Raw genomic sequence first — 15,195 nt, 5'->3', positions numbered from 1 at the left:
ACCCCGATCACCCGACACTTCCCGCTCCGCTTCCGTCGGGTGTGCCCGCAACAGCGCCGGTCACGATACGGAGGCCCGGTCGTACAGCACTACAGCTCAGGTTCCGCCCAACCGTCGAAGGGAGTGAACGCATGGAAACCCGCATCGTCGACCGTCCCGCGTTCCGGCTCGTGGGGCACGCTGCCCGGGTTCCACTGATCCACCGAGGCATCAACCCCTACATCCAGCGGCACATCGCCGCGCTGCCGGCAGCGGAGCACCTGCGCCTGAAGACGCTCGGTGACGCTGAGCCGGGTGGCCTGCTCGCGGTCTGCGACGACCTCGACGCGGACTACGCCGAAGGCAGCGAGCTGACCTACCTGCACGGGGTCGCCGTGTCACCGGGCACGCCGGTCCCGGGCGACCTCGACGTCATCGAGGTCCCGGCGGGCCACTGGGTGGTGATCCGGTCCGTGGGGCCGTATCCGCAGACCCTGCAGAAGACCTGGGCCGCGGCCGCAGCCGAATGGTTTCCCTTCAACCCGTGGCGGCTGCGGCCGGGCCCGGAGATCGTCGCGGTGCCCGAGCCGACGGACGACCTCAGCACCGCGACCCGCGAGCTGTGGCTGCCCGTCGAGCCGGCGTAGCGACCGGGTGAACTTCCGGGTGCCCCGGTCCGGGTGGCTACCCCGCTTCCGGAACACGGCCTGGTTCACACTGGTCGACATGACAGATGCGCTCGGCGGACTCCTCGTCGCCGACTTCGGCCGGGTGCTCGCCGGACCGTACGCGACGATGCTGCTGGCCGACCTCGGCGCCGAGGTCGTCAAGGTCGAGCGGCCGGAACACGGCGACGACACCCGCGCCTGGGGCCCACCGTGGACCGCGGCCGGCGACGCCACGTACTTCCGGTCGGTCAACCGGAACAAGCGGTCCGTCGCCCTGGACCTGCGCGACGCGCGGGACCACGCGGTGGCCCGCCGCCTCGTCGAACGGGCCGACGTGGTGGTGGAGAACTTCCTGCCCGGCACCATGGACCGGCTGGGACTCGGCTACGAGCAGGTCCGGCGTACCAACCCCGCCGTGGTGTACTGCTCGGTCACCGGCTTCGGCCGGGACAGCAGCCTGCCCGGCTACGACCTGCTGATCCAGGCCGTCGGCGGGCTGATGAGCGTCACCGGCACCGACCCCACCCAGCCGGTCAAGGCCGGCGTCGCGCTCGTCGACGTGGTCACCGGCCTGCACGCGACCGTCGGCATCCTGGCCGCCCTGCGCCACCGCGACCGCACCGGCCAGGGCCAACGGGTCGAGGTCAACCTGCTGTCCTCGCTGCTGTCGGCGCTGGTCAACCAGGCGTCCGGCTACCTCGACGGGGGCGTGGTGCCCCGGGCCCTCGGCAACCGGCACCCGAGCATCGCGCCGTACGAGGTGTTCCCGACCGCCGACCGTCCGCTGGTCGTGGCGGTGGGCAACGACCGCCAGTTCCAGGCCCTGTGCACCGCCCTGGGCGCGCCGTCGCTGGCCGACGACCCACGGTTCCGGACGAACACCGCCCGGGTCGCCCACCGGGAGACGCTCGGCGCGGAGCTGGGCCGGCACCTCGCCACCCGTACCGCCGACGAGTGGTTCGGGTCGCTGACCGCCGTCGGGGTGCCGTGCGGCCCGGTCAACGACGTCGCCGACGCCTTCGCGTTGGCCGACCGGCTCGGACTCGACCCGGTCGTGGAGATCCCCGACCCGGAACACGGCCCGGCGTCCCGTCAGGTGGCCCACCCCGTCCGGTTGAGCACGTCACCGCCGCGCTACCGGAACCCGCCACCCCGGCTGGGGGAACTCTCCGCCGAAGCCCTCGCCGACCGGCTCGACACCGGTACCTGAACCGCCGCGCCCACCTGACCCGCCCCGCCCTGACCCGGGCACCGCGCCGCCTGAGGTGGGTCGGCTCACCTGTCCAGCTCTGCCGTCGCCTTCCGGAGTGCGCCCAGCCATTCGATGCCGAGCCGGTGGCCGTCGGGGAACTGGTCGTCGCGGTCCCAGCGCCACGCTGTGATCATCGCCAGCACGAGAATCCGGCAGTCCCGGAGCAGCCGGTGGTCGACGCCCGGGTAGTGGTCGCCGACCCCGTCGGGGGTGTGCGCCAGGTCGAACTCGACCGGCCCCCGGCAGCAGGTCTCGAAGTCGATGAAGAGCGGGCCGGCCCGGGTCGGGAGCAGGTTGCCCGGGTGGGGTTCGCCGTGCAGGAGCTGCTCGGGCCGGCCGCTCTCGCTGACCGCTCGGCACATCCGGTCCAACGTGCCGGCCAGGAAGGCCCGGTCCGCGTCGGCCAGCTCCGGCGTCCGGTCGTGGTCCGCCACGAGCGACCGGGCCTCGGAAACCCGGTCCGTGACGTGCGGGGTGGGCAGGTCGACCCGGCGCATTCCGGCGTGCAGACGTTCGAGCGCGTCGACGTACTCGGCGTCGGGGACCGGGTGGGTGGTCACCGGTGCGTAGTAGGTCCAGAAGGTGGTCACGTAGCCGTCCCGGGCAAAGACCTCGGGTGATTCCAGCACGGCCACCGGACTCCCGACCTCGGCCAACCGCGCAGCGACGGCCACCTCGAGCCGGGCGCACTGGTGCGCGGCCGGCGCCACCCGGGCGAGCACGTCGCAGGGCCGCAGACGCAGGGTCAGCGTGTTCGAGTCGTGCAGGACGGCGGCGTCGTGGACGGTCAGTCCGAGCCGTGCGGCGCTCCCCATGGCTGCCTGTGTCGCCTGCCGAGTCTCGTCCGCCCGCATCGGGGCACCGTAGTCCAGGATTCCCTGGCCCGGCTGCCGGTTTTCTGCTCGCGCACGGACACCCGGCACGGCGGTGGACCGGAATCGGGTGGCCGGCCGCATGTCCGGTCGGCACACTGTGCCGGTGTTCCTGACGATCACCTCGACCGCGCCGTCCGCGACCGACCTGGGTTTCCTGCTGCACAAGCATCCGGGCCGGGTGCAGAGCTTCGCGGTGTCGGCGGGGCAGGCGCACGTGTTCTACCCGGAGGCGACGGACCAGCGGTGCACGGCGGCGCTGCTGCTCGAGGTCGACCCGGTCGCGCTGGTCCGGGGGCGCGGCACCGGCGGCCCGGACGCGTTCTCCCTGGCGCAGTACGTCAACGACCGGCCGTACGCGGCGTCGTCGATGCTCGCGGTGGCGCTGGGCAAGGTGTTCCGTACCGCGATGGCGGGCCGGTGCGACGCCCGCCCGGAACTGCCGGGGCAGCCGCTGCCGCTGACGGTGCGCGTGCCGGCCCTGCCGTGCGTGGGCGGGCCCACCGTGGCGCACCGGCTGTTCGCCCCGCTCGGCTGGTCCGTCGAGGCGGAACCGGTGCCGCTGGACCCGGCGGTGCCGCACTGGGGCGCGTCACGCTACCTGGACGTCCGCCTGACCGGCCGGCTGCGGCTGGCCGAGGCGTTGAACCACCTGTACGTGCTGCTGCCGGTGCTGGACAACGGCAAACACTACTGGGTCACCACCGACGAGGTGGACAAACTGGTCCGGGCCGGGGCCGGCTGGCTGCGCGGGCACCCGGAGCGGGACCTGATCGTCCGGCGCTACCTGGCGCACCAGCGCACCCTGGTCGGCACCGCCGTGGGCCGGCTGGCCGAGGTGGACGACACCGAGCCGCAGGCACTGGACGACGCCGTACCGGACGGGACGGCCGACGGGTCGCCCCCGCGGACGCCCAACCTGGCCGAGCAGCGCCGGGACGCGGTGCTCGCCGCGCTCCGGGCCGCCGGCGCGACCCGGGTCGCCGACCTGGGCTGCGGCGACGGTGCCCTGCTGCGGGCGTTGCTGACCGACCCGGTCTTCACCGAAATCGTCGGGGTGGACGTGTCGGCCCGCGCGCTCGACGTGGCCGCCCGCCGGCTACGCCTGGACCAGCTCCCCGAACGGCAGCTCGACCGGGTACGGCTGGTCCAGTCCTCGCTGACCTACCGGGACGGCCGGCTCGCCGGGTTCGACGCGGTGGTGCTGATGGAGGTGATCGAGCACGTCGACCCGCCCCGGCTCGGCGCGCTGGAACGGACGGTGTTCGGTCACGCCCGGCCCGGCACGGTCGTGGTGACCACCCCGAACGTCGAGTACAACGTCCGCTACCCGGACCTGCCGGCGGGCCGGCTGCGGCACCGCGACCACCGGTTCGAGTGGACCCGCGCCGAGTTCCGCGCCTGGGCGGCGGCGGTCGCCGCCGAGTACGGCTACGAGGTGCGCCACCTGCCGGTCGGTCCGGACGATCCGGAGGTCGGCCCGCCCACCCAACTGGCGGTGTTCACCCGCCGGGACAGCACCGGAGGCACCCGATGACCGCACTGCAGCTCGCCGTACCCCGGCTGTGCCTGGTGGCACTGGTCGGGGTCTCCGGCTCCGGCAAGTCGACCTTCGCCGCCACCCACTTCGCGCCCTTCGAGGTGCTCTCCAGCGACTTCTGCCGGGGCCTGGTCAGCGGCGACGAGAACGACCAGGCGGCCAGCGCGGACGCGTTCGATGTGCTCTACTACATCGCCGCCAAGCGGCTGGCCGCCGGGCACCTGACGGTCGTGGACGCCACCAACGTGCAGCCCGACGCCCGCCGGAAGCTCGTCGCGTTGGCCCGCGCGCACGACGTGCTGCCGGTGGCGATCGTGCTGGACGTACCGGAGAAGGTCTGCGTCGACCGCAACAGCCGGCGGGCCGACCGGGATTTCGGCGCGCCCGTGGTACGCCGCCAGCACGACCAGCTGCGCCGGTCGCTGCGCGGCCTGGCCCGGGAGGGCTTCCGGAAGGTGCACGTGCTGCGCGGGGTGGCGGAGGTGCAGGCCGCCACGATCGTCCGCGAGCCGCTGCGCAACGACTTCCGGCACGAGACCGGGCCGTTCGACGTCATCGGGGACGTGCACGGCTGCCGCAGCGAACTGGAGTCCCTGCTCGGTCGGCTGGGCTACGCGCTGGTCCGGGACGACGCCGGGCGGGCGGTCGACGCGGCGCACCCCGAGGGCCGTCGCGCGGTGTTCGTCGGTGACCTGGTCGACCGGGGGCCGGACGCGCCCGGGGTGCTGCGCCTGGTGATGGGCATGGTCGCCGCCGGGCACGCCTTCGCGGTGCCCGGCAACCACGAGAACAAGCTGGTCCGGGCCCTGTCCGGCCGTAGCGTGCAGGTCACCCACGGGCTGGCCGAGACGCTGGAGCAGCTCGCCGCCGAGCCCGAGGAGTTCCGCCGGCAGGTCGAGGTGTTCTGCCGGGACCTCGTCTCGCATCTGGTTCTCGACGACGGTCGGCTGGTCGTCGCGCACGCCGGCCTGAAGGAGGCGTACCACGGGCGGGCGTCGGGGCGGGTGCGGTCCTTCGCCCTCTACGGGGAGACCACCGGGGAGACCGACGAGTTCGGCCTGCCGGTGCGTTACCCGTGGGCCGACGACTACCGGGGGCGGGCGATGGTGCTGTACGGGCACACGCCCGTCCCGGAGCCGCGCTGGGTGAACAACACCCTGTGCCTGGACACCGGGTGCGTGTTCGGCGGCCGGCTGACCGCCCTGCGGTACCCGGAGAAGCAGCTCGTCGCGGTTCCCGCCGAGCGGGTCTGGTACGAACCGGCCCGGCCGTTCCCGCCGGCCGTCCCCCCGGGCACCTCCACCGCCGTCACGCCCACCTGGCCGGGGCCCACCGACGCCGGGCCCGCCGCGTCGGGGTCCGCCGGGCCGGGGTCGGCCGACGGCGTCACCGGGGGCGCGCGGGAACCGGACCTGCTCGACATCACCGACGTCCTCGGCAGACGCGTCGTGGAGACCCGGCACCACGGGCGGGTCACCGTCCGGGAGGACCAGGCCGCCGGCGCGCTGGAGGTGATGAGCCGGTTCGCGATCGATCCGCGATGGCTGTGCTACCTGCCGCCGACGATGGCGCCCTGCGCCACCTCGACCCGCACCGACCTGCTCGAACACCCCGCCGAAGCGTTCGACGCGTACCGGTCCGACGGGGTCGGACAGGTCGTCTGCGAGGAGAAGCACATGGGGTCGCGGGCCGTGGTCCTGGTCTGCCGGGACGAGGCCACCGCGCGGACCAGGTTCGGGGCGGACGACGGTACGACCGGGGCCGTGCACACCCGCACCGGCCGGTCGTTCTTCCGGCCGGAGGTGACCGAGCAGCTGCTGGACCGGCTGCGCGGCGCGCTCAACGCGGCCGGGCTGTGGGCGGACCTCGACACCGACTGGCTGCTGCTCGACGCGGAGCTGCTGCCGTGGTCCGCCAAGGCCGAGGACCTGCTCCGCAACCAGTACGCCGCGGTCGGTGCCGCCGCCCGGTCGGCGCTGCCGGCCGCCCTCGACGCGTTGGACGCGGCGCGGGCGGCGGGACTCGACGTCGGGGAACTGCACGACCGTACCGCCGCGCGGGCCGGCAACGCCGAGGCGTTCACCGCGGCGTACCGCCGGTACTGCTGGCCCACCGACGGGCTGGCCGGGGTGCGGCTGGCCCCGTTCCAGCTGCTCGCCTCCCGGGGCGCGACCTACCACGACCGGGACCACGGCTGGCACCTGGCGCTCGCCGACCGGCTCGCCGACGCCGCGCCCGACCTGGTCCAGGCCACCCGGCGGGTGCTCGTCGACACCGGTGATGCGGCGTCCACGGCGGCCGGGACCGCCTGGTGGGAGGAGCTGACCGCCGCCGGCGGCGAGGGCATGGTGGTGAAGCCGTACGCCAACCTGACCCGGGGCCGGCGCGGCCTGCTCCAGCCCGGCGTCAAGGTGCGCGGCCGGGAGTACCTGCGCATCGTCTACGGCCCGGACTACACCGAGCCGGCCAACCTGGACCGGCTGCGTCAGCGCGGTCTCGGGCACAAACGGTCGCTGGCCCTGCGCGAGTACGCCCTCGGCCTGGAGGCGCTCGAACGGGTCGCCCGGGGGGAACCCCGGTGGCGGGTCCACGAGGCGGTCTTCGCGGTGCTCGCGCTGGAGTCGGAACCCGTCGACCCACGGCTGTGACGGTCCGCGACCGGCCGGGGAGTGTCCCCCGGCCGGCCGCCGGACCGCTCAGCACTTGGGCACGTAGTCCTGTACCCGTCCGGTGGTCAGGTAGTAGTCGCTGACCCAGCGCTGTCCGGCCGGCGAGTACAGCCGGCTCCAGATGTTGTAGCCGTTGACCGAGGTGCCGTACCCCCAGCAGTCCACCTCGACCTTCTGCCCGTTGGCCAGGGTGCCGACCGCCGAGTAGCCGGTGCCGGGTCCGGAGCGGACGGTCAGCCCGCTCGGCGCGTTCTTCACTTAGGCGCACCAGGCGCGCGGGTCGCTGCCCCAGTCACCGCACCGGAACGCGTCGGCGTGCGCCGGGGTGGCGACGGCGAGGGTCGCGGTCAGGGCCGCTGCCGTGGCCGCGCCGAGCGCGGCGACTCTCGTACGTCGGAGCATGTCGGATCCTCCTGCGGATGTCGGGCCCGTGCCACGTACGGGCCGGCTGTCGTCCTGTCGTCAGCCTGCCCCGCCGGGCGGTCGGCCCGCGATGACCGTCAGCGCACGCTCATTGCATTCCGTGCACGATGGCCCGTTCCTGGCCGGTCCGGCGGTCGTCGTGGGGCGGCTGACCGTACGTGCGGGCGAACAACCGGCTGAAGTGGGCCGGACTGGTGAAGCCGTACCGACGGGCGATCACGTGCACCGGCTGGTCCCGGTGCCGGGGGAGAGGGCCGGGTCGGCGAAAGGATCAGCGCTCCACGACGGGCAGGATGGTGCGGCTGCGGCCCGGCCTCGGGTACGCGTCGGCGGCGGCGGCCAGCCGGGCCGCGTGGTCGCGCTGCTTCTGCCAGTGCCCGTAGAGGGCACCCCGCCGGGAGAGCCGGGCGACCTCCCGGATGGTCTCCGGTGCCACGTCCCCGGGTGGTGCCTCGCGCCACGGGGTGCCGGGCAGCGGCATGGAGGTGTGCGCGTGGATCCGGGCCCCGAGGTCGGCCAGTTCCTGCGCCAGCCGCAGCGAGGCGTCCACGTCGGACCGGTCCTCACCGGGCATGCCGAAGATCATGTCGACGTTGATCCGGAAGCCCTCCTCGACATCTCGCTGGGGAACGAGCCGAAGAACACCCGCCCGTCCGGGCCGATGCCCTCCCGGCAGGAGGCCAGCAGCTCCTCGACCGCGTCCAGGTTCGCCTCGTCGGTCTGGCTGCCGTACGACAGCGCGGTCGGCGTGACGAACCGGACGTCCCGCATGCCCCGCTCCCGCATCGCGTCGACGTGCCAGCGGACGTTCGCCACACTGCGGTGCCGGAACCGGGCCGAGAACATGAACGGGGTCTGGCAGAACCGGCAGGAGAACACACAGCCGCGGGTGATCTCCAACGCGTTGAACCGGTGCCAGCGCAGCGAGAAACCCCGGAACTCGTCGAGCGGCCGGCGCTCCGGCCGCCCGGTACGGACCACGGTGCCGGTGGCGTCCCGGTAGGCGAGACCGGGGATCCCGGTCGGATCGCCGGCCGCGTCCACCAGCCGCAGCAGCGTCGTCTCGCCCTCGCCGACCGGACGTGTCCGGCCGTCGCCTCCGGGGTCTCGCCGAACCGGACCTCGTACCGGGTGCTGGTGTCGTGTTGTTCGAGCACGCCGAGCAGGACGTGGAACCCGTACGTCACCGCCTTGCGGTAGCGCAGCACGAGTACCAGTTCGGGAGCGTCCATGGCGGCGATTGTGCCAAACCGGTCCCCGGTCGTCCGGGAACACGGGGCGGACGGACGACCGGGGGCGTGACGCTAGCGCAGCACGTTGGTGACGTGTCCGCCGGGCTGGATGGCGGGGGCCTGGAACGAGGAGGTGACAGCGTCCCACGGCTCGGGGTGGGGGCCTGCCGGCGGGCGCGGCTTGGGGATGCGGATCTGCCACGCCCGGCCGTTGCCGCACCAGTCCCCGTCGAGGTGGTCGCCGTGGACGGTGACGGCGACCGGCTTCCCGGGGAGGGCCACGCCGGACGCGGTGGCCGCGGTCGGTTCGTGCCACGTTCCGGCGACGTTCGAGGTGGCCCGGACGGCGCCGTCGGGACCGGCGAACACGACGACCTTCGTGCCGTCGGCGAACTGGACGGCGGTGAGGTGCGCCCCGGCCGGCGCGGCCCCGGCCCCGGCGACGGGGACCGGCTGCCACGGGTCCGGCAGCGGGCCGCCGGTCAGCCCCAGCTGCCAGATCCGCCCGTCCAGCCCGGTGACGAACCCGGCCACGGCGGAGACGGCGGCCAGCCCGCCACCGGGCGTGGCGAAGTTCGGTGGGCTGGCCGGGGTGCTCGTCCAGGTGCCGCTGCTGGTCCGCCGGACCACGCGGAGCGCGCCGTCGGTGCCGACGAATGCCACGCCGGGGGTGGTGCCGGGGATGGCGGCGACGACCGCGCCGGGCGGGGCGACGCCGGCCCCGGTGACCGGCCGCGGCCCGACCGGCGCGCCGCTCAGGTACGACCGGTGGAAGACAGCGCCGCTGCGGCCGACGAAGAACACGTCCGAGCCGGCAGCCGTTACCGGTGCGCCGGGTGGGGCCAGGTCGTAGGGGCCGTCGACGGTGACGGCGGGGCCGGCGCCGGACGACTCGGTCCGCGACACGACGAGACCGCCGCTCAGGCCGACCGCGAACGCGGTGACGCTGCTGGATCCGGACCGGAGCACGGCGATGCCGGCCCCGGGTGGCGCGACCCGTTCGGGGTGCACCATGACGGGAGCACCGCCGGTGGACCGGTAGAGGCCGTAGGTCGTGCTGATCGTGTACGCCTCGACCTGCTGGTCCGCGTACGCCGGTGGGGTGCCGATCGGCGCGGCCGTGAGGATCAGCGCGGCGCCCGCCGCGACTGCGGCGCGCCGGTACCGGGCGCGGATCTGGATCATGGATGCCCCCTTCGGGTGGTGAGGTCGGAGTGCTAGACGAACGACCACATCTGGTTCCAGGAGTTCCACTGGGTGGACGAGGTGATGCACTGCCACTGCTGGAGCACCGCGCCCTGTCCGGGGCTGCCGCCGGCCGGGTTGGCCGTGTCCAGGCACATGCCGGTGGCCCGGTTCTTGACCAGCCGGAGCCAGCCCCGCCCGTCGAACAGGCAGCCGGTGCAGCCGTTTCCCGGGTACCAGATCCACTCCGAGGACCACTCACCCGGGGCGTACCCGGCCGAGCAGTGCGGGTACTGCACCACCGGGGTGCCGTTGGTGTACGTGCCCGAGCGCCAGTCCAGCATCAGGCACTGTCCGGAGTGGCGGGCCCTGATCCGGAAGAAGCCGTTGCCGCTGTCGAGCAGGTCGAACTCCTGGGACAGGCTGGCGTTGTCCGGCCAGAGGAAGACCCCCTTCATCGGCTCGGTGCTGGCCGACATCACGTCGGCCCGGTAGGTCCCCCACGTCTGGCCGCTCACGATCTCGACGCCGAGGGTGTCCGCGCGGGCCGGGGCCGGCGTGACCACGGTGACCGTCGCGGCCACCGTGACCAGCACCGCCACGACGGCGACGCTGATCCTCGCGAGCCCCACGAACCGGGACGACGCTGTTCTCTCCACCGGGATGCTCCTCTCCGCCGGTGCGGGCCGGGCCCACCACGAACCCGGCCGGCGGTGGGCGGTTCCCACCCGCCAGGCAGCCCGGGCGATCGCGCCCGACCGGGGCGGGCCGCGCCCACCGGCTACGGCTCAGCCTGGCGGCTGCCGGCCCTGTCCGGCGGATTCCCGGACGCCGATCGCCCGACGTGGGTGCCCGGACGCGGATCGCCCGACGCGGGTGCCCGGACGCGCATTGCCGGACGCGGGTGCCCGGCACCGGGCCCACGTCCGGCGGGACAGTCGCGACCACCAGGCCCGTCCCCGGCGAACAGGACCGGCCGTCGGGACCGGCCGTCGGGACCGGCCGTCGGGACCGACCGGGGCGCGGCCGGCTCCGACGACGTACGCTGCCGCGATGAACGCACCGTCCCGGATCCTGGTCTACGGGGTGTACGGCGCGGGCAAGTCCACCTGCGCGGCACGGCTGGCGCGGCGGCTCGACCTGCCGTGGTACCCGGTCGACGACCAGCTCTGGCAGCCCGGCTGGGTCGAGGTGCCGGTCGCCGAGCAGCGCCGCCGCATCGAGGCGATCTGCCGCCGCGACCGGTGGATCCTCGACGGCGCGTACCACGGGTGGCGGGACGTGCCGCTGAACCGGGCGGACCTGGTCGTCGGGTTGGACTATCCCCGGTGGTGTTCCTTCTGGCGGTTGCTGCGCCGGACGCTCCGTCGGCTGTCCACCCGGGAGGAGATCTGCAACGGCAACCGTGAGTCGTGGGGGAGTGTGCTGTCCCGCGACTCTGTCCTGGTGTGGCACGTCGCCGCGTTCGGCCGGGCCCGGCGACGGATGCGGGTCTGGCAGGCCGATCCGTCCGGCCCGCCGGTGCTGCTGTTCCGGTCCCCGGCGGCCCTGGACCGCTGGCTCGCCGACCTGCCCGGGCGGCGATAAACCCGTTGCCCGGCCCGGCGGGTCCGGGCAGGCTGACCGCATGACGTTCTGAGCGACCGCACCCCCTGTCGAGCCGTGGTCCCGACGCGCCGGAGGCGCCTCGGGCGGGCCGTGGTGCCGCCGTCCTGTCTCCTGTCCCGCGCCAGAAAGAACGTCGCCTTGTCTCAGCCCCAGTACCTTCCGGAACCTCTGCCGCAGTCCGGGCAGGAGTGTCTGCCGGAGCCCGCCCCGGGTCCCGGATCCGCCACCGTCACCGTCTTCGCCTCCGCCGGCAGCTGGATCGAGTCGGACGCCGTCAGGCAGTGCCACCAGGTGGCCGCCCTCGACGGGATGGTCCACGTCGCCGCCATGCCGGACCTGCACCCCGGCAAGGGCGCCCCGATCGGTGCCGCCATGGCGTCCACCGTGCTCTACCCGCACCTGGTCGGGTCGGACATCGGCTGCGGCATCGCCGTGTTCCCGATCGACCTGAAGCGGGCCGTACCCGAACAGCTCGCCCGACGCTTCCCCGACCTCGACCGTGCGTTGGACCCCGGGCGGGACGCCGACGATCCGGCCTGGACGGCCGTCGGCTCCGACATCCCGGCCGCTCACCACGAAGGACTGGGGACGGTGGGCCGGGGCAACCACTTCGTGGAGTTGGCGCGGATCCGGGACGTCACCGACCCGGGACACGCGGCCCGGCTCGGGCTCGCCGCCGGCGATCTCGTCCTGGTCGTGCACAGCGGGTCACGGGGGCTGGGCGAGCGGATCCTGCGGGCGCACACCGAGCGGCACGGCGCGGGCCCCGCCGCCGATCCCGCCGGCTACCTGGCCCGGCATGACGCCGCGGTGCGCTGGGGCGCACTGAACCGGCGACTCATCGCGGCCCGGGTCGCGCACGCCCTCGGTGCCCGGGTCACCGATCCGGTCGTCGACCAGTGCCACAACCTGGTCGAGGTCCGCGACGGGACGTACCTGCACCGCAAGGGCGCGGCACCCGGGGACGGCCGGGACGTGCTCGTCGCCGGGACCCGGGGCACCTGCTCCTACCTGGTGGCCGGGCACGCCGGGGCGGACGCCAACTGGTCGGTGGCGCACGGCGCGGGCCGCAAGATGTCCCGCGCCGACGCGCTACGCCGGGGACGGGCCAAGCACACGGTCGCCGAGCTGCGCCGTACGCCGGTCGGGTCGATCGTGGTCTGCGGCGACCGGCAACTGCTGTTCGAGGAGGCCCCGACGGCGTACAAGCGGATCGAGCAGGTGATCGGGGACCTCACCGCGCACGGGCTGGCCACCCCGGTGGCGACCACCGTGCCGCTGGTCACGTACAAGACCGCCGACCAGCCCCGGGACTCCGCCCGGCCGACGGGCCGCCCGGACCACCCCCGCCGTGCCCGGGGCCGGTCGTGAGCCCGGCCGGCGACCACCGGCACCTGGTCCTGTCCGCCGGACGGGGCCCGCAGGAGTGCGCCTGGGCGGTCGCCGAGCTGCTGCGGCGACTGGAGGCCGACGCCGGCCGGCACGGCCTGACGGTGGCCCGGGGCCGGACCGTTCCCGGCGACCGGCCCGGAACCTACCGGTCGGCCCTGGTCCGGGTGGCCGGCGACGGGGCCGACGCGTTCGTCGCCTCGTGGACCGGCACCCTGTGCTGGCAGGCGCACAGCCCCTACCGGGCCGGTACCGGTCGCCGGAACTGGTACGTCGTCGCCGGCCCGAGTCCGTCCGAGGCGGCACCGACCAGGTTCGCCGAGGCGGACGTGGAGGTCGTCGCCTGCCGTACCGGTGGGCCCGGCGGGCAGCGCCGGAACAAGGTCGCCACCGCCGCCCGGGCGACGCACCGCCCGTCGGGGCTGGTCGTCGTGGTCGACACCGAGCGGCAGTTCAGCCTGAACCGCCGGCTGGCCCTGGACCTGATCCGGCGACGCCTCGCCGACGGCGACGAGGCCGCCGGCCGGGCCGTCGCCGCCGCCCGCCGCCGCATCCACGACGAACTGGTGCGTGGCGACCCCGTCCGGGTGGAACGACCGGCCGGTATCCCGGGTGGGTCGCCGGGCGGCAGCGCCGCGCGCCGTCGTCCGGCGCGCCGCCGGCCCTGACCGGGCTCAGTGGAAGCTGAGCCGGGCCAGGGGCTCGACCAGTTCACGCTCCTCGTAGGACAGGTGGGACAGCAACGTGTCGGTCAGCAGGTCGACCGCCGAACGGAGGTTCTTGACGTCGCCGTCGCCGCTGACCAGGTCGACCAGGGCCCGGTCGACCGCCTCGATGACACCGTGGATCACTCGGTGCTCCTCCTCCAACCGGCGGGTGACCGGCGCGAGCCGCGGATCGGCCCGGCGCAGGTGGGGGAGCATCGTGGCGTCCTCGATGGTGTGGTGGGTGGTCACCACCCGGCAGTAGGACTCGCAGTAGGCGCCCAGCGTCCAGTTGTTCTGGCGCAGGGTCATCGTGTTGATGTGCGAGCGGGCGGCGGCCACCCCGAGCGTGCCGGCCTCGACCTGGTCCACCAGGTCACGTACCTGGGTGAGTTCCTGCCGCAGGTGGTCGTGCACGTCGACCAGGTGCTGGCCCTGGGCCCGTTCCCGCGCCGAGTACCGGCGGCCCGCCTCGGGTGCGGGGCCGGTCGGACGGGTGCTCTCGTCCCAGACGGCGGTGTCGCTGTGCCGGTGGCCGTCGTCGGGGGTCGGGGTCACCCCGAGCCCGGGGATCTCCCGCGCCACCGTGTGGTCGCCGGCGGGGGAGCCGGTCCGGTCCGGGCGACCGTCCGGCCCGGCGGACCTGGCCGCTCCGTCCGTCGCCGGCACCGCCTCGTCCGTCGGCGGCACCGCTCCGTCCGTCGTGGCGGATGTGCCCGCTCCGTCCGTCGGCGGTGCCGGGGTACCGGCGCGGGCGGCGTCGACCAGCTCACGGACCAGGGGAACGACCTCGGCACCGAAGCGCCGGATGTCGGTCGGGTCGTCGCTGCCGAGGATGAACGTGGAGATGCCGTGTTCGAGGGTGAGCCCGGCCAGCCGTTCCGCCCACTCCTCGGGCGAGCCGCTGAGCGGGCCGGAGCCACCCGGCCCGAAGGTACCGGTGATGTTCAGGAGGCGACGGACGTCGCCGGGGGAGCGGCCGGCCCGGGTCGCCGAGTCGTCGATGATCGCGTTCAGCTCGGGGAGCTGGTCGAGCTGGAGGTAGCCGAGGCTGGGTAGCCAGCCGTCGGCGGCACGGCCGACCAGCCGGAGCATCCGGGGTTTGTACGCGCCGACCCAGATGCCGACGTCGTGCGCCGGCCGGGGGCCGACCTTGGCGCCGGTGACCCGGTAGTGGCTGCCCTCGACGCGGACGCTACGGCCGGCCTGGCCCCACAGCCCTCGGATGATCCGGATGGCCTCGTCCAGCGCGGCCACCGACTCGGCCGGGGTGCGGTGCGGGCCGCCGTTGGCCGCGATCGCCTCCCAGAACGCGCCGGCACCGAGGCCGAGTTCGACCCGGCCGCCGCTGAGCAGGTCGAGGCTCGCGGCCGAGCGGGCGAGCACGGCCGGGGGCCGCAGGGGCAGGTTGGCGACGTTCGGTGAGACGCGGACGCGTTCGGTGCTCGCGGCGATCACCGAGAGCAGCGTCCACGCGTCCAGGAACGCCGGCTGGTAGGGGTGGTCCTGCACGGTGACCAGGTCCAGCCCGACCTGTTCGGTGAGCCGGGCCAGGGCGACGACCTCGTCGGCGCGGTCGGCGTGCGGGGTGAGAAAGGTTCCGAACAGCAGATCGTGCCCGTAGTCGGCCATGACCGCACCTCCGAAGCTGGTTGATGCGTCAACCATAGCTGC

General features: G+C 74.4%; 16 protein-coding genes. 7 read left to right on the top strand and 9 right to left on the bottom strand.

From position 1 onward, the window contains the following. The first annotated feature begins 131 nt into the window (after positions 1-131). Together PVK37_RS24795 and PVK37_RS24790 are read left to right on the top strand one after the other, a co-directional pair. Positions 132-626, top strand: coding sequence for a GyrI-like domain-containing protein (locus PVK37_RS24795; protein ID WP_275030213.1), 495 nt, complete (start codon positions 132-134; stop codon positions 624-626). A gap of 79 nt (positions 627-705) precedes the next feature. Beyond that, complete coding sequence (locus tag PVK37_RS24790) at positions 706-1,857, top strand: CaiB/BaiF CoA transferase family protein (protein WP_275030212.1); 1,152 nt, start codon at positions 706-708, stop codon at positions 1,855-1,857. A 65-nt stretch (positions 1,858-1,922) separates the two neighbouring features. Here the strand turns inward: PVK37_RS24790 and PVK37_RS24785 are convergent, their stop codons facing one another. Next, the gene (locus tag PVK37_RS24785) at positions 1,923-2,714 is read right to left on the bottom strand and encodes a phosphotransferase family protein (protein WP_275030211.1); all 792 of its coding nucleotides are present in this window, start codon (positions 2,712-2,714) and stop codon (positions 1,923-1,925) included. Positions 2,715-2,877: 163 nt separating this feature from the next. On the opposite strand from PVK37_RS24785, the gene PVK37_RS24780 reads away from it, so the two are divergent. Continuing rightward, positions 2,878-4,308, top strand: coding sequence for a 3' terminal RNA ribose 2'-O-methyltransferase Hen1 (locus PVK37_RS24780; protein ID WP_275030210.1), 1,431 nt, complete (start codon positions 2,878-2,880; stop codon positions 4,306-4,308). Further along, complete coding sequence (locus tag PVK37_RS24775; RefSeq protein WP_275030209.1) at positions 4,305-6,959, top strand: polynucleotide kinase-phosphatase; 2,655 nt, start codon at positions 4,305-4,307, stop codon at positions 6,957-6,959. Before PVK37_RS24780 ends, PVK37_RS24775 begins: the two co-directional genes overlap by 4 nt. Positions 6,960-7,007: 48 nt before the next feature. On the opposite strand, the gene PVK37_RS24770 is transcribed toward PVK37_RS24775, so the two are convergent. The 7 genes from PVK37_RS24770 to PVK37_RS24740 all read right to left on the bottom strand — a co-directional run bounded on the left by PVK37_RS24770 (position 7,008) and on the right by PVK37_RS24740 (position 10,479). Then, complete coding sequence (locus PVK37_RS24770) at positions 7,008-7,238, bottom strand: SH3 domain-containing protein (protein ID WP_275030208.1); 231 nt, start codon at positions 7,236-7,238, stop codon at positions 7,008-7,010. Next, the gene (locus tag PVK37_RS24765) at positions 7,239-7,382 is read right to left on the bottom strand and encodes a hypothetical protein (RefSeq protein WP_275030207.1); all 144 of its coding nucleotides are present in this window, start codon (positions 7,380-7,382) and stop codon (positions 7,239-7,241) included. Between the two features lie 109 nt (positions 7,383-7,491). Next, the gene (locus PVK37_RS24760; RefSeq protein WP_423790837.1) at positions 7,492-7,629 is read right to left on the bottom strand and encodes a hypothetical protein; all 138 of its coding nucleotides are present in this window, start codon (positions 7,627-7,629) and stop codon (positions 7,492-7,494) included. 45 nt (positions 7,630-7,674) lie between these two features. Further along, complete coding sequence (locus tag PVK37_RS24755) at positions 7,675-7,977, bottom strand: hypothetical protein (protein ID WP_275030205.1); 303 nt, start codon at positions 7,975-7,977, stop codon at positions 7,675-7,677. An 8-nt stretch (positions 7,978-7,985) separates the two neighbouring features. Further along, positions 7,986-8,447 carry a radical SAM protein gene (locus tag PVK37_RS24750; protein ID WP_275030204.1) on the bottom strand — a complete coding sequence of 154 codons (462 nt, stop codon included), beginning with the start codon at positions 8,445-8,447 and terminating at the stop codon, positions 7,986-7,988. Positions 8,448-8,707: 260 nt separating this feature from the next. Then, positions 8,708-9,820, bottom strand: coding sequence for a PLL family lectin (locus tag PVK37_RS24745; RefSeq protein ID WP_275030203.1), 1,113 nt, complete (start codon positions 9,818-9,820; stop codon positions 8,708-8,710). 32 nt (positions 9,821-9,852) lie between these two features. Beyond that, a complete protein-coding gene (locus PVK37_RS24740) occupies positions 9,853-10,479 on the bottom strand; it encodes an RICIN domain-containing protein (protein ID WP_275030202.1) in 627 nt (208 codons plus the stop codon). A 394-nt stretch (positions 10,480-10,873) separates the two neighbouring features. Here PVK37_RS24740 and PVK37_RS24735 point away from each other — a divergent pair, with 394 nt between their 5' ends. From PVK37_RS24735 to prfH, 3 genes are all read left to right on the top strand, one after another. Further along, positions 10,874-11,407, top strand: a complete 534-nt coding sequence (locus tag PVK37_RS24735; protein ID WP_275030201.1) for a P-loop NTPase family protein — start codon at positions 10,874-10,876, stop codon at positions 11,405-11,407. 189 nt (positions 11,408-11,596) lie between these two features. Beyond that, the gene (locus PVK37_RS24730) at positions 11,597-12,799 is read left to right on the top strand and encodes an RNA ligase RtcB family protein (protein ID WP_423791110.1); all 1,203 of its coding nucleotides are present in this window, start codon (positions 11,597-11,599) and stop codon (positions 12,797-12,799) included. Next, on the top strand, positions 12,796-13,485 hold the full coding sequence (gene prfH / locus PVK37_RS24725) for a peptide chain release factor H (RefSeq protein WP_275030200.1): 690 nt from the start codon (positions 12,796-12,798) through the stop codon (positions 13,483-13,485). Before PVK37_RS24730 ends, prfH begins: the two co-directional genes overlap by 4 nt. Positions 13,486-13,491: 6 nt before the next feature. On the opposite strand, the gene PVK37_RS24720 is transcribed toward prfH, so the two are convergent. Further along, complete coding sequence (locus PVK37_RS24720) at positions 13,492-15,153, bottom strand: LLM class flavin-dependent oxidoreductase (protein WP_275030199.1); 1,662 nt, start codon at positions 15,151-15,153, stop codon at positions 13,492-13,494. Positions 15,154-15,195 lie beyond the last annotated feature (42 nt).

The organism is Micromonospora cathayae (genome assembly GCF_028993575.1).
GTDB lineage: Bacteria > Actinomycetota > Actinomycetes > Mycobacteriales > Micromonosporaceae > Micromonospora > Micromonospora cathayae.
The sequence above is the reverse complement of the archived record's forward strand: the minus strand, read 5'-3'. Positions and strand labels throughout refer to the sequence as shown.

What these genes read in the sequence shown, in the direction of transcription:
- PVK37_RS24795 (WP_275030213.1), top strand. Translation starts at nt 132, where the DNA reads ATGGAAACCCGCATCGTCGACCGTCCCGCGTTCCGGCTCGTGGGGCAC.
- PVK37_RS24790 (WP_275030212.1), top strand. Translation starts at nt 706, where the DNA reads ATGACAGATGCGCTCGGCGGACTCCTCGTCGCCGACTTCGGCCGGGTG.
- PVK37_RS24785 (WP_275030211.1), bottom strand. Translation starts at nt 2,714, where the DNA reads ATGGGGAGCGCCGCACGGCTCGGACTGACCGTCCACGACGCCGCCGTC.
- PVK37_RS24775 (WP_275030209.1), top strand. Translation starts at nt 4,305, where the DNA reads ATGACCGCACTGCAGCTCGCCGTACCCCGGCTGTGCCTGGTGGCACTG.
- PVK37_RS24765 (WP_275030207.1), bottom strand. Translation starts at nt 7,382, where the DNA reads ATGCTCCGACGTACGAGAGTCGCCGCGCTCGGCGCGGCCACGGCAGCG.
- PVK37_RS24755 (WP_275030205.1), bottom strand. Translation starts at nt 7,977, where the DNA reads ATGCCCGGTGAGGACCGGTCCGACGTGGACGCCTCGCTGCGGCTGGCG.
- PVK37_RS24745 (WP_275030203.1), bottom strand. Translation starts at nt 9,820, where the DNA reads ATGATCCAGATCCGCGCCCGGTACCGGCGCGCCGCAGTCGCGGCGGGC.
- PVK37_RS24735 (WP_275030201.1), top strand. Translation starts at nt 10,874, where the DNA reads ATGAACGCACCGTCCCGGATCCTGGTCTACGGGGTGTACGGCGCGGGC.
- PVK37_RS24720 (WP_275030199.1), bottom strand. Translation starts at nt 15,153, where the DNA reads ATGGCCGACTACGGGCACGATCTGCTGTTCGGAACCTTTCTCACCCCG.